Raw genomic sequence first — 19,850 nt, 5'->3', positions numbered from 1 at the left:
TGCAATAGGGTAACGTCAGGGAATACCAACAATGGAAAGTGGACATGGACGCTTTAACAACTTTATCTATCAAAAAACATACAACTTTACTTAACCGTCTGCCTGAAACGCGTTTAGCTAACCGACTGGACAAAGCAAAAGCGAACTGGATTGTCTACGCACCGACGCTGACTGCGCAGCAATTTGAAGACATGGATTTCTTTACCGGCCATTTCAATGCCATTGTCGAATGCTGGAAAGTCGGGCATTACGAAGTGGCGCTGATGTCAGGTGAACTGACCGCTGAGCATGAGACGATTCTCAAGGGATTAGAGCTCGATTATGCACGGATCAGCGAAGTGCCGGATTTATCCAAGCCAGGATTGATTGTACTGGATATGGACTCGACCGCGATTCAGATTGAATGTATCGATGAGATTGCCAAACTGGCCGGAGTCGGCGAAGAAGTGGCAGAAGTGACTGAACGTGCCATGCAGGGCGAACTGGACTTTGAACAGAGTCTGCGCCAGCGCGTCGGCAAGCTGAAAGGCGCCGATGCCTCGATCCTTGAAGCGGTACGCAAAGAGCTGCCGCTGATGCCGGAACTGCCGGCTCTGATTGGCACTCTGCATGCGTTCGGCTGGAAGACCGCGATCGCTTCCGGCGGCTTTACCTATTTCTCCGATCACCTCCAGCAGATGCTGTCACTCGATCACGCGCAGTCGAATACACTGGAGATTGTCGATGGTAAGCTGACCGGTAAAGTGCTGGGCGATGTGGTTTCAGCGCAGACCAAAGCGGAAATTCTGGCGGATCTGGCCCAGCAGTTCGACATTGAAATGCACAATACCGTGGCGGTCGGGGACGGCGCCAACGATCTGGTCATGATGGGCGTGGCGGGGTTGGGCGTAGCGTATCACGCGAAACCTAAGGTGGAAGCACAGGCGCAGACTTCCGTACGTTTCTCGGCGCTGGGCGGCGTGCTGTGTATTCTGTCGGCCGGTCTGGTCAGGCAGCAGAAACTGAGCTGGCAGGCTAAGCCGTAAGTGAAGGTTTTGCGACGCTGAGTCGTTGACCATAAGCAGCACAGATACAGCTGCGCACAAAAAAACGAGGCTATGGAGCCTCGTTTTCTATTAGTTTCTATTAGATTATATTAGTTTCTATTGGTCTGTTTCAGTTTACGCTCTCGGCCTGGGCACTGTTACTGGGTCAGTTCAAGCCGAATCAGTACTTCTTCTGTGATATCGATGATTTCGCCAAATCCGGCCATGGCGCCGAGTTCTTTCTCCAGCGCTTTGGCATGTGGCATGCTGATCTGCGCCAGTTCGGACAGATCGCTGCGCATCAGGGTGGTAAACGGATCGAATACCGGCGCTGCACTGATGCGCAGCACAAACAGCTCGCCCAGTTCCAGAGCATGTTGAATAAACTGGATACGATCTTTAATGTTGACGAAATCGGTGATGAGGCGTGATTCGACCGACTGAATACGGGCACCGAATTTGGCCGCGGCAATATAGACTTCGTGATACTGCGGCTCCGCACCGTCAATGCGCCGCATTGGCGTAGCGAGCAGTGTATTGGTGTGGCCTTTGTAGATAGGTTCAAGCGTGATTTGGTTATCGTGGCCCAGTTTGGCCAGCAGCGCCAGATGCGGCGGCAAGGGATAGTTAACCCCGATGACTTTCGGCCGCAGGTTAGCGCCGACTTTTTCCACGAATACCGGCGCGCTGACAATTTTATCCAGCAGAATGTTATGCAGCCCTTCGAGCAGATGGGCACTCGGCAGCACTTCATCTTTACGCAGCATTTTATCCTGATTGTTCTCGATGATGCTGTTGAAAAACGCAATGCTCTTTAACGTCTGCGTGGTTTCCTCAACCATCAACTGCAGTTTACGTCCTTCCGGGCCGACCCGGATCACCGTGTACGGCAGGGCATCAAGCGGCAGGCTTTTGTCATACAAACGCAGTTCGCGGAAGTTGATCTGTGCGCTATCGCCGGCTTTGAGGTCAACCGCTTTATCCAGCACTATGCTCAGACCACGCTTGGACATATCGATGGTGAAGCCTTCAGCCAATACGTTACCTTCGATGTGCAGTTGCAGCGGAGTCTTGAAACGATAGCGCGGCTCCCGGCGCCGTGATCGCGCATCGTAATAAATGTTAATCGGGGTGTGGGAAACCTTGCGCGGATGGCGGAACGGGGCCAGCTCACTGCTCGCCAGGGCCGGCTTCTCGACTAGCAGATAATCTTTGGCGCTGGTGCTGTCTGTGATTTCCTGCAGTATAGCGCAGTGGGTCAGGGCACTGGAGCGATCGGTCAGTTCACGTGAGTGGCTGGCAAGTTCCTGGCGTTCCTGATCTGACAGTTCAAACACTGAAAGACGAAACGCTTTCCAGCTGCTGCGCCGCGCACCGATGTGCCAGAACAGATGGCGCTGAGCGCGTGTGGCTTCCGGCATCATCATTGAAAAGAACAGCGTCTTACCCTGATGATCATGTTTGAAGGCATACAGCACATTGCTGCTGCCGCGCAGGCCGTCTTTGGTCAGCTGCTCCATACGTGCGCTATTGAACAGATTACTCAGGGCCTGCTGATTACGCTCATCCTGCCAGTACTGCCAGATCGACTGGTTGTTTTCGGTCATCAGCACCATCTGGAGTTCACTGCCGCTGAAAAACACCGGCAGGTTGGACGTATGTTTCAGATAGCTGTGCTCATAGCCGCGTGTGCGGGCGCGGATGATTTTGTCCTGGTTGTCATGCTTGGCTTTCTGGCTGTTGTCACGCAGTGATTCAATGATGATGCGTTCGATGACATTGGTCTCGGTGAGCTTAAGAGTACGCAAAAACTTGATGGCATCATTGTCATACGAGTCGTCAATTGCCAGAATACGGTATTCGATGGCCTGATCCAGGCCGGGTACCTCGGAGGTCTCGCTCAGTTCGGTAAACGTGACTGAAATAGTGTCGCCCAGTTTGTAATCAAAAGCGGACGGGACTTTAAACTTGGCGCCGGAAGAGGAGAGATCGATACTCAGGCCGTGCACGGTGTGCTTGCTGTTACGCAGAATGATTTTTACCTGCGACGATATTTTCAGCCGGTTTTCCTGGCGTTTGAGATCGTAGCCGAGTTTGACCGGTTCAACTTCAAACGGGCTGTTCGGTTCGGTGATCTTGCCCTGATTGAGCGTGCCACGCTGTTTCATCACCCGGAAGTTGTTGCGGGTGTTATACAAAAGGTCCCAGACACCTTCGGTGTAGCTGCCGAATCTTTTCACCCCTTTGTGATAAGTGTTAAAGGCAACATCATCCAGCCAGTGTTTGAGTCCGTCCAACTGATACTCACGGCACTCGCCCTGAACCCGGCCACGCAGATCAATGCTTTTAGTGCACGGTGTCATCAGGCGTTTGAGTTCCATCTTAACCAACAGTTTGACCGAAGGCGGATGACCTTCGGTTAGTTGATTGAGCAACGACTCAAAATCAGGTGAGTGATAGGCCGGAATCAATTGTTCCGTGAACGAGAGTATTTCAGGTGGCTGCATAGTTTTCTGTTAGAGTGTCATTCTCATACTTGATACATCGGCCCGGTGGGCCGGTTCTTTAGCAGTATGTTGCAGTGATTCATGAATTTATAAAAGCTGTCGCTTCACAGCTTTTAAACATTTTTCAGGTTTGAGGTTTAAGTTTTCATGGCTAAAGCTAAACGTGCCTACGTCTGTAATGACTGTGGGGCTGATTTTCCGCGCTGGCAAGGGCAATGTAACGCCTGTGGCGCCTGGAATACCATTTCAGAAGTTCGTCTGGCGGCTTCACCGCAGGCAGCACGCAATGAACGCCTGAGTGGTTATGCCGGCAGCGCGACGGAAGCCGCGGTGCAGACGCTGGCGGAAATCAATCTGCAGGAAGTGCCGCGTTTTACCAGTGGTTTTAAAGAGCTCGACCGCGTACTTGGCGGCGGCATCGTCCCGGGCGCGGCAATCTTGATTGGTGGTAGCCCGGGGGCGGGTAAATCGACCCTGCTGCTGCAAACCATGTGTCTGCTTTCTGCCCAGATGACGACCTTATATGTCACCGGCGAAGAGTCGTTGCAGCAGGTTGCTTTGCGCGCTTCACGACTCGGTTTACCCAAAGAGCATCTTAAGATGCTGTCGGAAACGAATGTCGATCGGATTTGCCAGATTGCTGAGCGCGAGCAGCCGCGCATTATGGTGATTGACTCGATTCAGGTGATGCACGTGGCTGACGTACAGTCCTCACCGGGCAGTGTGGCTCAGGTGCGAGAAGCGGCGACGGCGCTGACCCGCTATGCGAAGCAAAATAACGTGGCGGTATTTATTGTCGGCCATGTGACCAAAGACGGTACGCTGGCCGGGCCTAAAGTTCTGGAGCACATCATTGACTGTTCAGTCCTGCTCGATGGTGGCACTGACAGCCGCTTCCGCACCCTGCGCAGCCATAAAAACCGTTTCGGTGCGGTGAATGAGCTCGGGGTGTTTGCCATGACTGGCCAGGGACTGCGAGAGGTGAGTAACCCGTCGGCAATCTTCCTGTCACGTGGTGAAGAAGCAACCTCAGGCAGTTCGGTGATGGTGGTGTGGGAAGGCACGCGCCCGCTGCTGGTGGAGATTCAGGCGCTGGTGGATTACTCCCAGTTGGCCAACCCGCGCCGGGTTGCGGTCGGTCTGGAGCAGAACCGTCTCTCTCTATTATTAGCCGTGCTGCATAAACACGGTGGTTTGCAGATGGCGGATCAGGACGTGTTCGTCAATGTGGTCGGCGGCGTTAAGGTGACAGAAACCAGTGCTGACCTTGCTTTGCTGATGGCGCTGTTGTCGAGTTTCCGTGACAAGCCGCTGCCGAAAGATGTGGTGGTGTTTGGTGAAGTCGGTCTGGCGGGGGGAAATTCGTCCGGTACCGAGCGGGCAGGAACGCCTCAATGAAGCCTTTAAGCACGGCTTTAAGAAAGCCATCGTACCGATAGCCAATATGCCCAAAGGCGGTATCGAGGGCATGCAGATTCACGGGGTACGCAAATTGTCGGAAGCGATCAGTGCGTTTGATGAACTGTAATCAGAACATGAGTTAAAGAGGGGCCGGGTTTGGTCCGGACGGGGGAGGTCAGAATATTTATCAGGTCCCCTCGCGTGATGGCGTGCTATCACCTATATTTCATCAGCATAGACCGAACATTTCATCAGCAATAACCGGGTCTATACCCAAACAACTTGGAGTGGCCGGTAGGCGGCAAATGAGTGAATCCCCATGAGCATAGAGACACGATGTGATTGGGAGGAATGAAGGCAGCCAACACCGCTGCAGCTTCAAGTAGTAAGGGTATAAATATTTTTTTTCAGCAAATGGACGCAGGGGTATCAGTCTTGATGGATTGTGATATACTCTGCGCGCACTTTATACCTTATTAACAGAGTAAGACAATGGCAGATTTATCGAAATACAGAAACATTGGTATTTTCGCGCACGTTGACGCGGGTAAAACCACTACCACTGAGCGTATTCTTAAGCTTACTGGTAAAATCCATAGAACTGGTGAGGTTCACGATGGTGAATCTACTACAGACTTCATGGAGCAGGAAGCAGAGCGCGGTATTACTATCCAATCAGCTGCGGTAACTTGTGAGTGGAAAAACCACCGTCTAAACGTTATCGATACTCCTGGACACGTTGACTTTACAGTAGAAGTATACCGTTCTCTGAAAGTTCTTGATGGCGGTATCGGTGTATTCTGTGGTTCTGGCGGTGTTGAACCTCAGTCAGAAACCAACTGGCGTTACGCGAACGAATCAGAAGTATCTCGTCTGATCTTCGTTAACAAACTGGACCGTATGGGTGCAGACTTCTTCCGCGTTGTAGACCAAGTGAAGAACGTACTGGCGGCAACTCCGCTGGTTATGACTCTGCCTATCGGCCGTGAAGATGACTTCGTGGGTGTGGTAGACGTACTGAACCGTCAAGCATACGTATGGGACGAAACAGGTCTGCCAGAAAACTACGAAATCAAAGAAGTTCCAGCAGACATGGTTGATCAGGTAGAAGAATACCGTGAAATGATGATCGAATCTGCTGTTGAGCAAGATGACGATCTGATGATGGCTTACATGGACGGCGAAGAGCCTTCTATCGAAGACATCAAACGTTGTATCCGTAAAGGTACTCGTGACCTGGCATTCTTCCCAACTTTCTGTGGTTCTGCGTTTAAGAACAAAGGTATGCAGCTGGTTCTGGATGCGGTTGTTGATTACCTGCCAAACCCAACTGAAGTTGATCCACAAGATCTGACTGATCCAGAAACTGGTGAACCAACTGGTGAAAAAGCGATCGTAGACGCTGCAGAACCGCTGAAAGCGCTGGCATTCAAGATCATGGATGACCGCTTCGGTGCTCTGACTTTCATCCGCGTTTACTCAGGCGTGATGAAGAAAGGCGACACCGTTCTTAACTCAGCAACAGGCAAAACTGAGCGTATCGGCCGTATGGTTGAGATGCAAGCGAACGACCGTACTGAAATCACTCAAGCACAAGCGGGTGACATCATCGCAGTTGTTGGTATGAAGAACGTTCAAACTGGTCACACACTGTGTGATCCAAAACACGAATGTACTCTTGAGCCAATGATCTTCCCAACTCCAGTAATCTCTATCGCGGTTTCTCCGAAAGATAAAGGTTCTACTGAGAAAATGGGTATCGCGATCGGTAAGATGGTTGCAGAAGATCCATCATTCCAGGTTGAGACTGATGAAGATTCAGGCGAAACCATCCTGAAAGGTATGGGCGAACTGCACCTGGACATCAAAGTAGACATCCTGAAACGTACTTACGGCGTTGAGCTGGAAGTGGGTGCTCCTCAGGTTGCTTACCGTGAAACTATCACTAAAGCAATTGAAGATAGCTACACGCACAAGAAACAGTCTGGTGGTTCTGGTCAGTTCGGTAAGATCGATTACCGTATCAAACCAGGTGAGCCAAACTCTGGCTTCACTTTCAAATCAACTGTCGTTGGTGGTAACGTTCCTAAGGAATTCTGGCCAGCAGTTGAGAAAGGTTTTGAAGGCATGATGCAGCACGGTGTGCTGGCTGGCTTCCCTACTCTGGACGTTGAAGTAGAACTGTTCGACGGTGGTTTCCACGCAGTTGACTCATCTGCAATCGCATTTGAAATCGCAGCGAAAGGCGCATTCCGTCAGTCTATGCCTAAAGCGGGCGCGCAACTTCTTGAGCCAATCATGAAAGTTGACGTGTTCACTCCAGATGACCACGTTGGTGATGTAATCGGTGACCTTAACCGTCGTCGTGGTATGATCAAAGACCAACAAGCTGGCGCAACTGGCGTACGTATCAAAGCAGACGTTCCTCTTTCAGAGATGTTCGGCTACATCGGTACTCTGCGTACTATGACTTCTGGTCGTGGTCAATTCTCTATGGAATTCGAACGCTACGCAGCATGTCCAGCAAACGTTGCTGAAAAAGTTATCGCTGAAGTTAAAGAGCGTAACGCGAAGAAGTAATTCTTTAAGTTAAGCGCTTTAAGCTAAGTAATAACAAAGCCCCGTTAGTGCAAGCTAACGGGGCTTTTTCTTTTTCTTTTTTCTTTTTTATTAGCGGACTTACGGACTTTCGGCTTTGTTCTGCGGTGAAGTTACAGATCAAACCGGGTGTCACGCACTTCCCCCAGATAAGGGTAACGCTGCTGAAACTGGTTGATTTGTGCTTGTAGCCAGCGGTGAAAAGCCTGGATCTTCGGACGTTTAAAGTAAGCATTGGGCGCGCACAGATAGAACTGGAATCTGGGTTTGAGCGCCACATTACCAATCTGTACCAGTTTGCCTTCTTCGATATAGCGACACACGGTCGCATGTTTGACCAGCGCCACACCCTGCACTGCTAACGCGCCTTCCAGCACAAACTGGGAGCCGTTGTACTGCAGCGTCGGCTGGTTGCTTGGCAGACCGACATTTTTCAGCCACAGCCCCCAGTCCATATCTGGCCAGATGTCCTCGATCAAATCGGCGCGTACCAGATCTTTCAGTTGATAAACCTGATGTTGCTGCTGATAAATCGGGTGACAAACCGGGTACAGCACTTCATCCATCAACCACTCCGATCGCACGTTTTTATAGTCGCCGCTGCCGTAGCGGATACAGACATCGACACTGGAGTCCTGAAAATTGACCAGTTGGCTGGTGGGTTCTATCAGCAGCGAAATATCAGGGTTATGAGTACGAAAATCACCGATCCTCGGTACCAGCCAGTGCTGGGCGAAAGAAGGCAGAGTCGAAATAGATAACTGGTGAGGGGAGGGATCCTGATTGATAAGGCGAATGCCTTCCTGCAGATGGGCAAAGCCTTTTTGCGCCTGCTGATAGAGCACGTTGCCTTCGTGAGTGAGCTGAATTTTACGATGCTGGCGGATAAACAGTTCTGCACCGAGCCACTCTTCAAGCAGACGAATCTGCTGGCTGACTGCCGCGGGAGTGACAAACAGCTTCTCTGCCGCCAGTTTGAAACTGCCGCTTTCTGCCGCGGTATAAAAATAGAACAGCCCCTGTAATGGCGGTATACGTTCACTCACATTAGTTTTCCTTAACTGAATGGCAAAATCTATCGTTTGTGGAAATAGCGGTTAATGACGATTATTAGTCACAACCGAGCAGGGTTCAAGGAGGACTTATGAAGGCTGTGAATCTAGAAACCAGAGTGACAGAACAGAGTGAATTATCCGGTTGGCTTAACGCATTCTTAAGTCAGTTACGACGTTGGCATCGCAACTACCGCACTCGCCGCCATCTGGCAGAACTTCCGCCCCACCTGTGGAAAGATTTGGGGCTGGAGTATGAACAGGTGATGGCGGAAGTGAACAAGCCGTTCTGGCGTTAAGCCAATGATGTCTGAGCTAATTCCCGTCGTAGCCAGTCGCTGAATGCTTCAATTCGCGCTGCGCGGGAAGAGGAGGGATCGCTGATCAAGCTGTAACGCACGCCGGGAGTCAGGCCGATCTCGAACGGTTTAACCAGTACGCCGCGTTGCACATAGTCAGCGGCCAGGTTATCGGTAGCCAGACACGCACCGTGTCCGGCGATCACCGCATTAAGCGCCATATCAAAGGTACTGACTTCCATCCATTGCATGGTCTCTTTGCTGACCGTGACTCCGGCCGTTGCAAACCACTCGGACCAGGGAAAGCTTTGTGAATCGAAGTGGATCAGCCAGCATTGCAACAGTTGATCCGGATGGACCAGTTGCAGAGATTCTGCCAGCTGCATTGAACAGAACGGATAGACTGGCTCTTCATGGAGAAATTCCTGCTTCAAGCCGGACTCGGTGACATCTTCATTCCCCTGCCAGATAGCCACATCAATTGCGCTGTGGCGGATGTTCGGGCTGTCACAATCGGTGATAAGGCGAATCGGAATATAGGGATGTTCCATGGTAAAGCGCCACAAGCGTGGCATCAGCCAGCGTGAGGCGAAAGAGGGCGGGGTACGTACGCACAGTATGCCTTCCAGTGGTTCATTCTGAATCTGGTTCAGTCCGGTAATAATGCGTTCAAAGCCCTGACTGACTTGCAGATACAACTGCTGGCCTTTTTCGGTCAGCAACATTTCCCGCCCCTGGCGCATAAACAGCTTACAGCCCAGTTGCTGCTCTAACTGACGCAGTTTTTGACTGACGGCAGCCTGAGAGACAAACAGCTCTCGCGCAGCTTCACTGTAACTTTGGTGGCGGGCCGCCGCTTCAAAAAAGCGCAGCCCGGAAAGATGACGCAACCGGTTGTCCATAACTCCTGCTTATATGACGAGTGGTGAATGATCGTTCGTTTCCGGACGGGAATATTTCCATAATACGACTAACAAAGCAGTGGGTACAGGAAGTAAGCATGACAACCAGCACAAAAAACTTGCGGCAAACATTCAGCTTAAAGCGTGTAATTTCAGGATTATGGCGCAAGCTAAGCGGGGACAAGCAACAGCCGCAACAATCATTACCGTTAAATGAACACCTGCGTAAGGATATTGGCTGGCAGGAAAAGCCGCCTCACCGTCACGATTACAGAGACTATCTGTAATGCGGACTATAAAGCTGGCTTATTCAGATTGAAAAATAAGGGAGCTGTGATTGCTCCCTTTTGCTGTTGTGTCACAGGGCTAGTCTTCCCAAACGACAAGTTGCCCTTTTGGCCAGTTCTGGCCCACTTGGTGATACTTTTGCTCCAGCACGTGGCGCTTTATTTTCAGGGTTGGGGTGAGAATGCCGTTCTCAATGCTCCACGGCTCTTTAATCATCAGCACGCCCTTGATCTGTTCATGGGATTCGAGCTGTGCATTCATCTTGGCGATGACTTTCTCAGTGCTGCGCTCATAACGCTGGCGGTTAAAGTTCGGAAAGTCATGCGGCACGACGAGCAGGATCGGTGCCGGCAGTCCGAGCCCGATCAGGCACATCATTTCTACCCGACTATATTCAAACAGCTTCTTCTCGATCGGCACCGGTGAGACAAACTTACCTTTGGCGGTCTTGAAGGTATCTTTTTTACGTCCCTGAATCGAGAGAAAACCCTCACTGTCGAGTGTGCCGATATCTCCGGTATGCAGCCAGCCCTGATTGTTGAACGACTCTTTACTGGCAATGTCGTTCTTATAATAGCCGGCGAACAGCCCCTGGCTCTGCACCATGATTTCGCCGTCATCGGCAATTTTTATTTTTACCCCCGGCCCGGCGTTACCAACGGTACCGATTTTATCAGCCCGGAACGGATAATTGAGTGTGCTGTAGGCAAAGGATTCCGTCATGCCCCAGGCTTCGGTGATATTGAGGCCCAGGCTATGATACCAGGCCAGTAACGCTGGCGACACCGGCGCAGAACCGCAGCCCAGCACGCGCGCCTGGTCTAAGCCCAGTCCTTTGGCTATCTTCTTCTTGATCAGCGAATTGACCAGCGGGATCTTAAGCAGCAGGTTTAATTTTGTCTGTGGCAGCTTGTCCTGAATCCGCTGCTGGAACAAGGTCCACAGGCGCGGCACGGAGATAAACAGTGTCGGGCGCTGCATTTTGACATCATCAATGAAAGTATCGAGCGATTCCGGAAACGCCGTAGGTACGCCGCCCATCACGGAGGAACCAAAGATATAAACCCGTTCGGTAATATGAGCCAGCGGCAGATATGAGAACAGGCGGTCATTGGGTTCAATGCTGATATGGTTAATCAGTTGCTGTACCGACCAGCAGAACCCGCCGTAGGTCAGCATGGCGCCTTTGGGAACCCCGGATGTACCGGAGGTGTAAACCAGAGACATCAGTTTGTCCTCGCTGTGCTGAGGACGAAATTCACTGGGCGTATGCTCGGCAATCAGCTTGGTATAGCGATGCTGACATTTTGGCGCTGAGTCATAGGGCAGTGAAATGGTGATTAAGTCAGGCAGATGAGTCAGCACCTGTTCGGTTGCTTTGCCATCATCCAGTTTCCCGGCGATCAGAATCTTACTTTCACTGTGGGTGATGCAGTATTCGATCGTTTCGGCACCTGCGGTCGGGAAGATGGGGACACTGACAAAGTCACCCAGCATCATGGCCAGATCGCAGATAAACCACTCAGCACAGTTTTTCGAGACCAGGGCGATTTTATCGCCGGGCTCGGCACCGAGTGATTGTAAAGCCGAGACCAGTCTCAGCGCCTGATCGGCCACTTGCGCAAAAGTAAAGGTGACAAACTGACGGTTAATCATCTGTTTGAGATAGATTTCGTCCGGACGCTGTTGCGCCCATTTTAAAATCATCTCGTCGGGTGTGTGGAGAGCACAGTTTGATTTGCTCAATGTGTTAGGTTGGATCATTCTCTAACTCCTGGCTGCTCGCCTGTCCGCCTGTCTGCAGAGAGCTCAGATCGTCAGTAAAGTCAGCATTGGTTTGGCAAAACTTATACACCCTTCCTACTTGAAGCTACAGCGGTGTTGACTGCATTCGTTCACCCCAATCACATAGTGTTTCTATGCTCATGGGGATTCACTCATTTGCCGCCTACCTGCAACTCCAAGTAATTGGGTATGGTTATTGTTATGTTAAATTTTTGTTAACTGTAGCAGTAAGCACTGTGCAAATAAAGCCTTAATTACACGAACTTATACCCAAAGTGTTACCAGTGGTAAGTGCCTGACAGGGCGTTCAGCGCGAATGAAGCTGGCGAAAAGCGCCGGGGCTGATGCCGGTTTTCTTTTTAAAGATACGCGAGAAGTAAGACACATCCCGGTAGCCGCATTGATAAGCGATAAAAGCGATTTTGGCATTTTTCTCATCCACCAATAATCTCTTGGCCATGGCGATACGTTTATCGCAGATGTAGTCGCGAAAGCTGACGCCAATCACTTTGTGAAAGCGTTTTGAAAAGTACGAGATAGAATAGTGGCAGTATTCGGCAATATCTTCTTCACGGATTTCTTTAGTAATATTCAAATCAATATAACGCAGAATATCTAACATCTCTTTACTTAGACTATGTGGAGATATAGGTGAATGCAGAACTTGTTGCTCAATGGTCTGCTGGTCAACGTTATTGTTAAGCTTCTCGCAAATACCAGAGATAGCCATCGAGGGTTCATCCTCACTGATATCAAGCAGGGCCAGAACGGGTTCTTGGTGGCCGATACTGTTTTTGTATGAGCCATCGTGAATAATGATCAAGTACTTGTTTAAATTCATACAGATCTTGAGTGAAGTCAGCAGTAACCCCTGGCAGCGATCCTTCTGATAAAAAAACAGCGCATAGGAGACATCAGGTTCACTAAGGACCGAGACATCACTGCCGTGCTCAACCACATCGAAATAGTGCTTACACACGTCCTGAACACGCCGTGGGAGCGTCGTCAGCGGACTACCTAACCAGTGACCCTGATATTTTCCTGCCATACCGAATTCTCACACCACAGATTTTCACACTAAGGTTCTAAAGTCATAGCTTCTTCTAAAGTTATAGCTTCGAAAGCCACAGATTCTAAAACCACACTAGTTGCCACCCGAGAAAGCAAGAGGCTTAATTGTAAGCCTAGAATTAAGCCAAAAAAGTGCAAATAAACCTCCCAAGGTCTTAGGTCAAATAATTGGTTTAGCGCACATTTCCAAGTGATCAATGGTTGAATATGCACTGTAACTTTATTGTGTTTGTTTCACTAATGAGAATGTTGCTGGTGACTGTTTATGGCCTGTTTACCGAGTAATAAAGCGAAAAATATCAATATAACAGTGCGTCTTGTTACTACTAAAGGGTATTGAACGCTATTTGTGCCAAATATTTCGCATCTTTAAATGATTTTTAAATCAATAATTAGTGAGTATTTTGTTACTTAATGTTAAAGAAAGTACCAAACTCTGACCAAAAAGTCCTAACCGCTACTGATAGAACTATCTAAATTGAATATGAACATTCAATGTGTCAGGAAGGAGACCAAATCATGAATAAGTTCACTCAAGCGATTAAAAACTTTTGGCAAGATGAAGAAGGGTTGACCATTGTGGAGTATGCAGTGGCTGGTGCTTTGATTGCTGCTGCCTTGGTAGCTGCATTTCTTAATTTAGGAGATGCGGTTGAAAACGTGATCAATGGTTTGGCAACAACTATAAACAATGGTGGTTAAGCAAACTGAAGATATTAGCAACCTTTTTATCAAAAATAAGAGCATTAAAATATGGTTTTATCGATTGTTGGTTGGAGTCTTTTGATTGTTATTGGAGTTTCCGATGCTAAAGAGCATCGGATTCCCAATTCTCTAGTCGTTACTCTGCTACTGATTATATTACTCGAAACCTTTATTTTTCAATTTAATGATAACTGGACTGCAGTTTTTCTTGATAGTTTATTTGGATTTCTAATGTGCTTTGGGATTGGAGTTTTGATTTACGTTAGTAGGGTTATGGCTGCTGGAGACGTAAAACTGCTGGCTGCGATAGGCTTGAGTGTAGGGATGGGCTCCTTGGCCGAGTATGCTCAATTTGTAATATTGTCGTGTATTTTGGTTGGATTTATGTATTTAACTTTAAATAGGATTGACACGGTTTCCTTACACACTAAAAAACGAGAACAATATGGGCTAATTTCTGATAATAAAATTAGTTATATGCCTCTTGCACCTGTTTTTATTATTAGCCTAGCAATGTTTCAGTATTTTAGTTTGACTTAATTTTACCCATGAAACAATTGATGACCTAAAGTCTAAATTAGGCTAAGGATTTTGGAATGAGCGTACCTTCTCCAACAACAAAGCATAGGATCGAGTTAACTCCTCAAGCATTGCCTCCCGCAGTTCCTACATCAGTCGATGAATTAAAAATCCCTTATGTGATTTTAGAAAATCTGATGCTTAAGCAGTTATCCGCCTACCCAAAATCAGATGTATTGCAACTGACCCAACTGATGGCGATCGGTAGTCATATGGTCGAGGACCTTCTGGCCGGACTGCGTAAAAAGTCTTTGGTCGAAGTATTCCAGGCCGAATCGTCCAGTTATTACACTCAGCAGCAAAGCGGACACGTGAGATATGGTTTATCTGAAGCGGGGATGTACCAGGCCGATCTGGCATTTAAGAAAGATGCTTATCTTGGCCCGGCACCGGTCTCTCTCGATGACTATCAGGCCATGGTTGAAGCGCAGGATGTACGCGCTAACTACATCACTCGTGCTGATGTGACCTATGCCATGCGTGATGTTTATGGCGCTGAGCGGATGATCGCCACATTAGGCCCTGCGATCAATTCCGGACGCGCACTGCTACTGTACGGCGATGCGGGGACAGGTAAAACCTATGTTGCCACCCGCCTGCTCAATTCGCTTAATACCTCGGTTTATATTCCTTATGCGGTTTATGCGGCCGGCAACATCATTAAAGTCTTTTCCAAACAGCATCACAAAGCGGTCGCTCCACAAGGTCAGGAGCAAAGTTTGTCTTATAAAGCCCAGTATGACAGACGCTGGGTATTGTCTGAGCGGCCCAGTATTCAGGTCGGTGGTGAGCTGACTATGGATATGCTGGAGGTCAATCACTCTGAGCACAACCGGGTATGGATGGCACCGCTGCAGATGATGGCCAATAACGGCATTCTGGTGATTGATGACCTGGGGCGACAGCCTGTACCGGTCGATACGATATTGAACCGCTGGATTGTGCCGATGGAATACTTTTTTGATTATCTGGCCTTGCCGAATGGTCAGCAGATAACTATTCCTTTTATATTGACCTTAGCGTTTTCCACCAACCTGGATCCGGAAAAAATCAGCGACCCTGCTTTTTTGCGTCGTCTGGGTTACAAAATTGAGTTTCACCCACTGGAGCAGAACGAGTACCACGCATTGTGGGAAGAAATGGCTGCCAGCCGAGGGTTAACCATTCATCCTTCGTGTTATGACATGTTGTACCAGCTGCACGGGTTACACAAAGTGGGTTTTTACCCCTGTTTGCCGAAAGATTTAACAGGAATCAGTCGAGATATCATCGTGTTTGAAGAAGCGGCCCAAATCATTACTCCGGAAATTCTGGAGCGAGCCTGGCAGCTCTACTTCACCGCCGATGGTAAAGGAGGAGGTGCACGATGAGTCGCGGTCAGATTATTTTGTTGATACTGCTCTCTATTGTATTTGGGTTGGCAGCGGTGTTTTTTGCCAAGCAGTGGATGGATACGCAAACCAAACCGACCACCGAAGTTGAGGTGGTAGAGCGGCAACCAGTTGTCGTTGCCGCGATGCAGATACCATCCGGAACCATTATCGAAGAGCAACACTTAACGACCAAGTTACTGGAAAAATCCTGGACGGCAGAGAGTCAGTTTTCTAAGACCACGGATGTGCTGGGAAAAATTGCTTCGGTTGATCTTTTCCCTGATGAAATATTGGTGACGCAGCGACTGAGTATTCCCGGAGAGGGCGCGACTTTAGCTGCCCTGATTCCTGAAGACAAACGTGCTATCACCATTCGGGTCAACGATGTAATTGGCGTGGCGGGCTTTCTGTTACCTGGTAATAAAGTGGATGTGCTTAATACCGTGTCCTATGGAAAAAATTCCGCTAATACGACGACGGTACTCAAAGATATCAAGGTACTTGCTGTAGACCAGACGGCGCGTACCAACGACAACAAGCCTGTCATCGTACGAGCGGTCACCCTGGAAGTCGATCCCAGAGATGCTGAAAAACTCTTAAGTGCCAAAAGTAAAGGAGATATACAGCTTGCTCTGCGCAACCCGCATGCTGTCGAACCTAAAGTGGTCAAATACGTTCCGCCACCAAGCGTCACCATTATTAAAGGGACAGATACATCCAATGTGCGTGTAAGGAATTGAGGTGGGTTATGAAACAAATACTGGTAGTGCTGGCCGTATTCTTTACATGCAGTGCGTGGAGTGCGGCGACTCAAAGCGGCAAAGTGGTTACGGTACCACATCACAAATCGACCCAGGTTTTGCTGCAGGGTAACGCGAGCCGGGTATCTCTCGGCGATCCGGAAGTGCTGGATATAGTGATGCTCAAATCCAATGAGCTGTTTTTGATAGGTAAAAAACTGGGCGCAACTAACCTGATGGCCTGGGACCGAAGTGGACGCCTGATTGAGTCATTCAATATTGAAGTGACTCACGATGTGAATAGCCTCAAAGCAAAACTGTACCAGTTCCTGCCGGATGAAGATATCGCTGTGCACAGTTCGCAGAACCGTTTGATTATCAGTGGTCAGGTCAGCTCGCAGGATAAAATGAATGTGGCGTTACGTTTGGCAGAAACCTATGCAGCAGGCGAGTCAGCAGACAAAGAGACCGACTCGCGCAATAAAGAGGCGGAAAAAACCGGCGTCGTTAACCTGATGAGTATCGGTGGCGCACAACAGGTGATGCTGGAAGTCACTGTCGCTGAAGTGCAGCGCAGCCTGGTTCGTCGTTTTGATTCTAACTTCCACTTTTTTCAAAACAACGGCAAATTTTCCTGGGGCGGTACATCAGCCGGTGCCTACATTGATGATGTTGTTCCCGGTGTAATCAGTCCGGTGTTTAATTCCCCAACAATCGAAGGGACCGGATTATTGTCCACTTTTATTGATGGTGACACCTTGTTTACTTTAGCGCTGGATATCGCCAAGGAAAATGGTGTGGCCAAAGTGTTGGCCGAACCTAATCTAACCGCATTAAGCGGAACCAAGGCGGAGTTTTTAGCTGGTGGTGAGTTCCCGATTCCGGTCGCAGATGATGATGGCATTACTATTGACTACAAGCCGTTTGGTGTCGGACTGAAATTTATCCCCACTGTGCTGAGCGATAAAAAAATCAATCTCAACATGGCGATTGATGTGAGTGAAATTGCCAGCTCTTCCACTTTAACGATTTCACCCAGCGGTACCAATGCGGCGTACTTTATACCGCCTATTACCCGGCGTAGTGCTTCTTCAACTCTGGAACTCGCTGATGGTCAGACGATTGGGATTGCCGGGCTGTTGAGTGAAAACGTGCGTGATTCGATCTCGAAAATGCCAGGGCTGGGGGATATTCCTCTGCTGGGACAGATCTTTAACAGCCAGGAATATATTTCCGGTGAAACCGAGCTGGTCATTCTGGTCACTCCAAGGCTGGCTAAACCGATTGACCGATCCAAGGTGACCTTGCCAACCGACGCGTTTGTTGAGCCAAACGACCTCAACTACTACCTGCTTGGTCAAGGGGCTTATCTGGCCAGTCCGACTGGAGTGAAACCAATGCGTGTCTCTGGCAATGATGCTGCCGTCAATTCAGGCCGCGGTGGTTCGGAAGGCTCATTTGGTCACGGGTTATAGGAGATAGGATGATGAAAGCATTTATGTTAGTCAGCATTGTCGCGATGCTGGGTTTGACTGGCTGCGCCAACCAAAATCATGCTGGTGTACATCGACTGGGCAGCCACGTTGCTCAGATTCGTAGTGAGCAAACCTTTAATCCTAACGCCACCCAGGAAAATCTTGGCGTTGTGCCCGATGGCAATGGTGAGCGTATGGAGGATGTGTACAGTATTTACACAGGTAAAAAAGTGGAAGTGTTACAGGGCTCTAACAGCCAGGTAATTAAAGGCTTCCAATAGGCCGAGGTGATTATGAAAATCTCACACTCTCGTTATCGTATCCACTCGCGTTATGGCATGAAAAAGCAGCAGGGTATTGTGATCGTCATTGTAACCATTGCCATGATAACCATGCTGGGCGTTGCTGCGCTGGCGATTGATATCAATCACGCTTATATGAACCGGACTAAACTGCAAAACGGGGTTGATGCGGCGGCCCTCTCTGCTGCTTTCAGCATGGACGAATACAAAGGGACTTCAATTGAAGAGGCGAAAGCCAATGCAACGACGGTGGCCAATGAGACCCTGGTCAGACTGACTTCCTCAGCCGGTAATGCGGAGGTGGATTCGATAGGCGCTGATATTGCTGTGACCTTTAACAGCAGCTCTGACTTTACCGGTGCTGACTGCGTTGTTGATGGCGACTGTTACGTTCGCGTAGCGGTGAGTAACTTGGCGCTGGAAAGCTATTTTATGCGCCTGTTTACTGATGTCAAAGCGGTTGCAGCCAGTGCGGTATCCGGTCCCAGTGCCGGTGGTGGATCATGTAATGTGGTGCCGATGGCGATGTGCGCGCCAGACCCTTTGAGTGAAACCGGTGGTTACAATGACAATAATGTCTATCAGCTTAAACTGTATTCGAACACGTCAGAAATGGGGCCGGGGAACTTTCAGCTCCTGAATCTGGATGAAGGTACGCTGCGCGAGCAGATGGCCGGGTCGTACGAAGGGTGTGCATTTCCTGGTGAGGATGTGACATCAAAACCGGGTAATACCGTCGGCCCGGTTTGGCAGGGGCTCGATACGCGCTTTTTGACCGAAGATGATATTGCAAATGGCTCCGGCAGTAATTCCGTGCGCGGTAGTTATGGTCCTGAGACGGACACAACGGAGACCCCTGCTGATGAATTGGCGGACAACCTGGATGCAATCAAAGAAGGCACCTTTAATGCCGGAGATGCTGACAGTCTGGATGGTGAAGGGTTGAGTTATAACTACGCCGATTATACCGGTACCGGCAGACGTGTGTTAGAAGTGCCGATCATAGAGTGTACAGGTGGGGAAACCGGCGCCAGTGACTACCGGGTAGTGACGATTGGTTGTTATTTCTTACTGCGCAAGCCACCCAGAAATAGCGGCCAGGGACAAGGTGCATTAGAAAACGCGGTATATGCAGAATATATGCGTGACTGCAAAGTGCAGAACAGCCGCAATAACGGTGAAAATTCTACTATCGGTACTTACCGTATTGTGTTGTATGACGATCCATTTAATGAGGATTCGTAATCATGGCTATGGCGAGAAAAAATTTATCTGGTGTAGCATCGGTCGAATTTGTGATTGTGTTACCGCTACTGCTGTTATTTCTCGCGGCAGTTGGCGAATTTGGTAACGCTTTTATTCGCTATAATACGCTCAGTAAAGCGGTGCAAAATGGTGCGCGATTCGCCGTCACTGAAGTCTATGGCACGGCAAATTCGTATCAAATTGCCGATCCTCAACAAATTCGTAATGTGGTTATCTACGGCAATAATCTCGGGGTTGGCGACCCACTATTCGAAGATATGACCGTTGACGTCACTTATAACCCGGACGATGACACAGATAAGTACGTTGTTGTTACGGCAAATTATCCTTATACACCTTTGCTCGATGCTTTGTTGGGTAATGTGATGTCAGATGTGACTCTAAGGTCATCGTCATTGATGAGGGTCAGACCATGAAACTTTGTTCGAGGCAGCACACGATACGGCGTAATTTTACTGGCCGCAGCAGGCAACAGGGTATCA

The 19,850-nt window shown here is 49.2% G+C and carries 17 protein-coding genes and 1 pseudogene; 13 read left to right on the top strand and 5 right to left on the bottom strand.

The window, feature by feature from the left end:
- Nucleotides 1-44 precede the first annotated feature (44 nt).
- Entirely contained in the window at nt 45-1,025 is a 981-nt protein-coding gene (gene serB / locus KNV97_RS15510; protein ID WP_218562281.1) for a phosphoserine phosphatase, read from the top strand.
- 158 nt (nt 1,026-1,183) lie between these two features.
- Here the strand turns inward: serB and KNV97_RS15505 are convergent, their stop codons facing one another.
- A complete protein-coding gene (locus tag KNV97_RS15505; protein ID WP_218562280.1) occupies nt 1,184-3,532 on the bottom strand; it encodes a PilZ domain-containing protein in 2,349 nt (782 codons plus the stop codon).
- A gap of 147 nt (nt 3,533-3,679) precedes the next feature.
- Between KNV97_RS15505 and radA the strand changes: the two are divergent.
- Both radA and fusA read left to right on the top strand, forming a co-directional pair.
- A pseudogene (gene radA / locus KNV97_RS15500) lies at nt 3,680-5,060 on the top strand (DNA repair protein RadA).
- Between the two features lie 365 nt (nt 5,061-5,425).
- Entirely contained in the window at nt 5,426-7,513 is a 2,088-nt protein-coding gene (gene fusA, locus KNV97_RS15495) for an elongation factor G (protein WP_136483399.1), read from the top strand.
- Nucleotides 7,514-7,644: 131 nt separating this feature from the next.
- Here fusA and KNV97_RS15490 read toward each other — a convergent pair whose 3' ends face one another.
- The gene (locus tag KNV97_RS15490) at nt 7,645-8,577 is read right to left on the bottom strand and encodes a LysR substrate-binding domain-containing protein (RefSeq protein ID WP_218562279.1); all 933 of its coding nucleotides are present in this window, start codon (nt 8,575-8,577) and stop codon (nt 7,645-7,647) included.
- 98 nt (nt 8,578-8,675) lie between these two features.
- Between KNV97_RS15490 and KNV97_RS15485 the strand changes: the two genes are divergently transcribed.
- Nucleotides 8,676-8,882, top strand: coding sequence for a DUF1127 domain-containing protein (locus KNV97_RS15485; RefSeq protein ID WP_136483401.1), 207 nt, complete (start codon nt 8,676-8,678; stop codon nt 8,880-8,882).
- On the opposite strand, the gene KNV97_RS15480 is transcribed toward KNV97_RS15485, so the two are convergent.
- Nucleotides 8,879-9,784, bottom strand: a complete 906-nt coding sequence (locus KNV97_RS15480; RefSeq protein WP_136483402.1) for a LysR substrate-binding domain-containing protein — start codon at nt 9,782-9,784, stop codon at nt 8,879-8,881. The genes KNV97_RS15485 and KNV97_RS15480 overlap by 4 nt on opposite strands.
- Before the next feature lie 98 nt (nt 9,785-9,882).
- Here KNV97_RS15480 and KNV97_RS15475 point away from each other — a divergent pair, with 98 nt between their 5' ends.
- Nucleotides 9,883-10,071: a hypothetical protein gene (locus KNV97_RS15475; RefSeq protein WP_136483403.1), complete on the top strand. Its 189-nt coding sequence runs from the start codon at nt 9,883-9,885 to the stop codon at nt 10,069-10,071.
- 79 nt (nt 10,072-10,150) lie between these two features.
- On the opposite strand, the gene KNV97_RS15470 is transcribed toward KNV97_RS15475, so the two are convergent.
- Together KNV97_RS15470 and KNV97_RS15465 are read right to left on the bottom strand one after the other, a co-directional pair.
- Complete coding sequence (locus tag KNV97_RS15470) at nt 10,151-11,836, bottom strand: AMP-binding protein (protein WP_218562278.1); 1,686 nt, start codon at nt 11,834-11,836, stop codon at nt 10,151-10,153.
- A gap of 328 nt (nt 11,837-12,164) precedes the next feature.
- Complete coding sequence (locus tag KNV97_RS15465; RefSeq protein WP_136483405.1) at nt 12,165-12,905, bottom strand: AraC family transcriptional regulator; 741 nt, start codon at nt 12,903-12,905, stop codon at nt 12,165-12,167.
- 542 nt (nt 12,906-13,447) lie between these two features.
- On the opposite strand from KNV97_RS15465, the gene KNV97_RS15460 reads away from it, so the two are divergent.
- The 8 genes from KNV97_RS15460 to KNV97_RS15425 are packed head-to-tail and all read left to right on the top strand — an operon-like array spanning nt 13,448 to nt 19,784.
- Nucleotides 13,448-13,630: a Flp family type IVb pilin gene (locus tag KNV97_RS15460; protein ID WP_136483406.1), complete on the top strand. Its 183-nt coding sequence runs from the start codon at nt 13,448-13,450 to the stop codon at nt 13,628-13,630.
- Between the two features lie 51 nt (nt 13,631-13,681).
- Complete coding sequence (locus KNV97_RS15455) at nt 13,682-14,173, top strand: prepilin peptidase (protein ID WP_218562277.1); 492 nt, start codon at nt 13,682-13,684, stop codon at nt 14,171-14,173.
- Between the two features lie 56 nt (nt 14,174-14,229).
- On the top strand, nt 14,230-15,582 hold the full coding sequence (locus tag KNV97_RS15450; RefSeq protein WP_218562276.1) for an ATP-binding protein: 1,353 nt from the start codon (nt 14,230-14,232) through the stop codon (nt 15,580-15,582).
- Entirely contained in the window at nt 15,579-16,325 is a 747-nt protein-coding gene (cpaB, locus tag KNV97_RS15445; protein WP_218562275.1) for a Flp pilus assembly protein CpaB, read from the top strand. The genes KNV97_RS15450 and cpaB overlap by 4 nt, the downstream gene beginning before the upstream one ends.
- An 8-nt stretch (nt 16,326-16,333) precedes the next feature.
- Entirely contained in the window at nt 16,334-17,800 is a 1,467-nt protein-coding gene (locus KNV97_RS15440; RefSeq protein WP_136483410.1) for a type II and III secretion system protein family protein, read from the top strand.
- A gap of 8 nt (nt 17,801-17,808) precedes the next feature.
- Entirely contained in the window at nt 17,809-18,081 is a 273-nt protein-coding gene (locus KNV97_RS15435; RefSeq protein WP_322972682.1) for a hypothetical protein, read from the top strand.
- Nucleotides 18,082-18,093: 12 nt separating this feature from the next.
- Nucleotides 18,094-19,347, top strand: a complete 1,254-nt coding sequence (locus tag KNV97_RS15430) for a TadE/TadG family type IV pilus assembly protein (RefSeq protein ID WP_136483411.1) — start codon at nt 18,094-18,096, stop codon at nt 19,345-19,347.
- Between the two features lie 2 nt (nt 19,348-19,349).
- Nucleotides 19,350-19,784 (top strand): TadE/TadG family type IV pilus assembly protein, encoded by a 435-nt coding sequence (locus tag KNV97_RS15425; RefSeq protein ID WP_136483412.1) that lies wholly within the window; start codon nt 19,350-19,352, stop codon nt 19,782-19,784.
- The last annotated feature ends 66 nt before the right edge of the window (nt 19,785-19,850 follow it).

It is taken from the genome of Vibrio ostreae, from assembly GCF_019226825.1.
Classification (GTDB): Bacteria; Pseudomonadota; Gammaproteobacteria; order Enterobacterales; family Vibrionaceae; genus Vibrio; species Vibrio ostreae.
The sequence above is the reverse complement of the archived record's forward strand: the minus strand, read 5'-3'. Positions and strand labels throughout refer to the sequence as shown.

What these genes read in the sequence shown, in the direction of transcription:
- serB (WP_218562281.1), top strand. Translation starts at nt 45, where the DNA reads ATGGACGCTTTAACAACTTTATCTATCAAAAAACATACAACTTTACTT.
- KNV97_RS15505 (WP_218562280.1), bottom strand. Translation starts at nt 3,532, where the DNA reads ATGCAGCCACCTGAAATACTCTCGTTCACGGAACAATTGATTCCGGCC.
- fusA (WP_136483399.1), top strand. Translation starts at nt 5,426, where the DNA reads ATGGCAGATTTATCGAAATACAGAAACATTGGTATTTTCGCGCACGTT.
- KNV97_RS15485 (WP_136483401.1), top strand. Translation starts at nt 8,676, where the DNA reads ATGAAGGCTGTGAATCTAGAAACCAGAGTGACAGAACAGAGTGAATTA.
- KNV97_RS15480 (WP_136483402.1), bottom strand. Translation starts at nt 9,784, where the DNA reads ATGGACAACCGGTTGCGTCATCTTTCCGGGCTGCGCTTTTTTGAAGCG.
- KNV97_RS15475 (WP_136483403.1), top strand. Translation starts at nt 9,883, where the DNA reads ATGACAACCAGCACAAAAAACTTGCGGCAAACATTCAGCTTAAAGCGT.
- KNV97_RS15470 (WP_218562278.1), bottom strand. Translation starts at nt 11,836, where the DNA reads ATGATCCAACCTAACACATTGAGCAAATCAAACTGTGCTCTCCACACA.
- KNV97_RS15465 (WP_136483405.1), bottom strand. Translation starts at nt 12,905, where the DNA reads ATGGCAGGAAAATATCAGGGTCACTGGTTAGGTAGTCCGCTGACGACG.
- KNV97_RS15460 (WP_136483406.1), top strand. Translation starts at nt 13,448, where the DNA reads ATGAATAAGTTCACTCAAGCGATTAAAAACTTTTGGCAAGATGAAGAA.
- KNV97_RS15455 (WP_218562277.1), top strand. Translation starts at nt 13,682, where the DNA reads ATGGTTTTATCGATTGTTGGTTGGAGTCTTTTGATTGTTATTGGAGTT.
- KNV97_RS15450 (WP_218562276.1), top strand. Translation starts at nt 14,230, where the DNA reads ATGAGCGTACCTTCTCCAACAACAAAGCATAGGATCGAGTTAACTCCT.
- cpaB (WP_218562275.1), top strand. Translation starts at nt 15,579, where the DNA reads ATGAGTCGCGGTCAGATTATTTTGTTGATACTGCTCTCTATTGTATTT.
- KNV97_RS15440 (WP_136483410.1), top strand. Translation starts at nt 16,334, where the DNA reads ATGAAACAAATACTGGTAGTGCTGGCCGTATTCTTTACATGCAGTGCG.
- KNV97_RS15435 (WP_322972682.1), top strand. Translation starts at nt 17,809, where the DNA reads ATGATGAAAGCATTTATGTTAGTCAGCATTGTCGCGATGCTGGGTTTG.
- KNV97_RS15430 (WP_136483411.1), top strand. Translation starts at nt 18,094, where the DNA reads ATGAAAATCTCACACTCTCGTTATCGTATCCACTCGCGTTATGGCATG.
- KNV97_RS15425 (WP_136483412.1), top strand. Translation starts at nt 19,350, where the DNA reads ATGGCTATGGCGAGAAAAAATTTATCTGGTGTAGCATCGGTCGAATTT.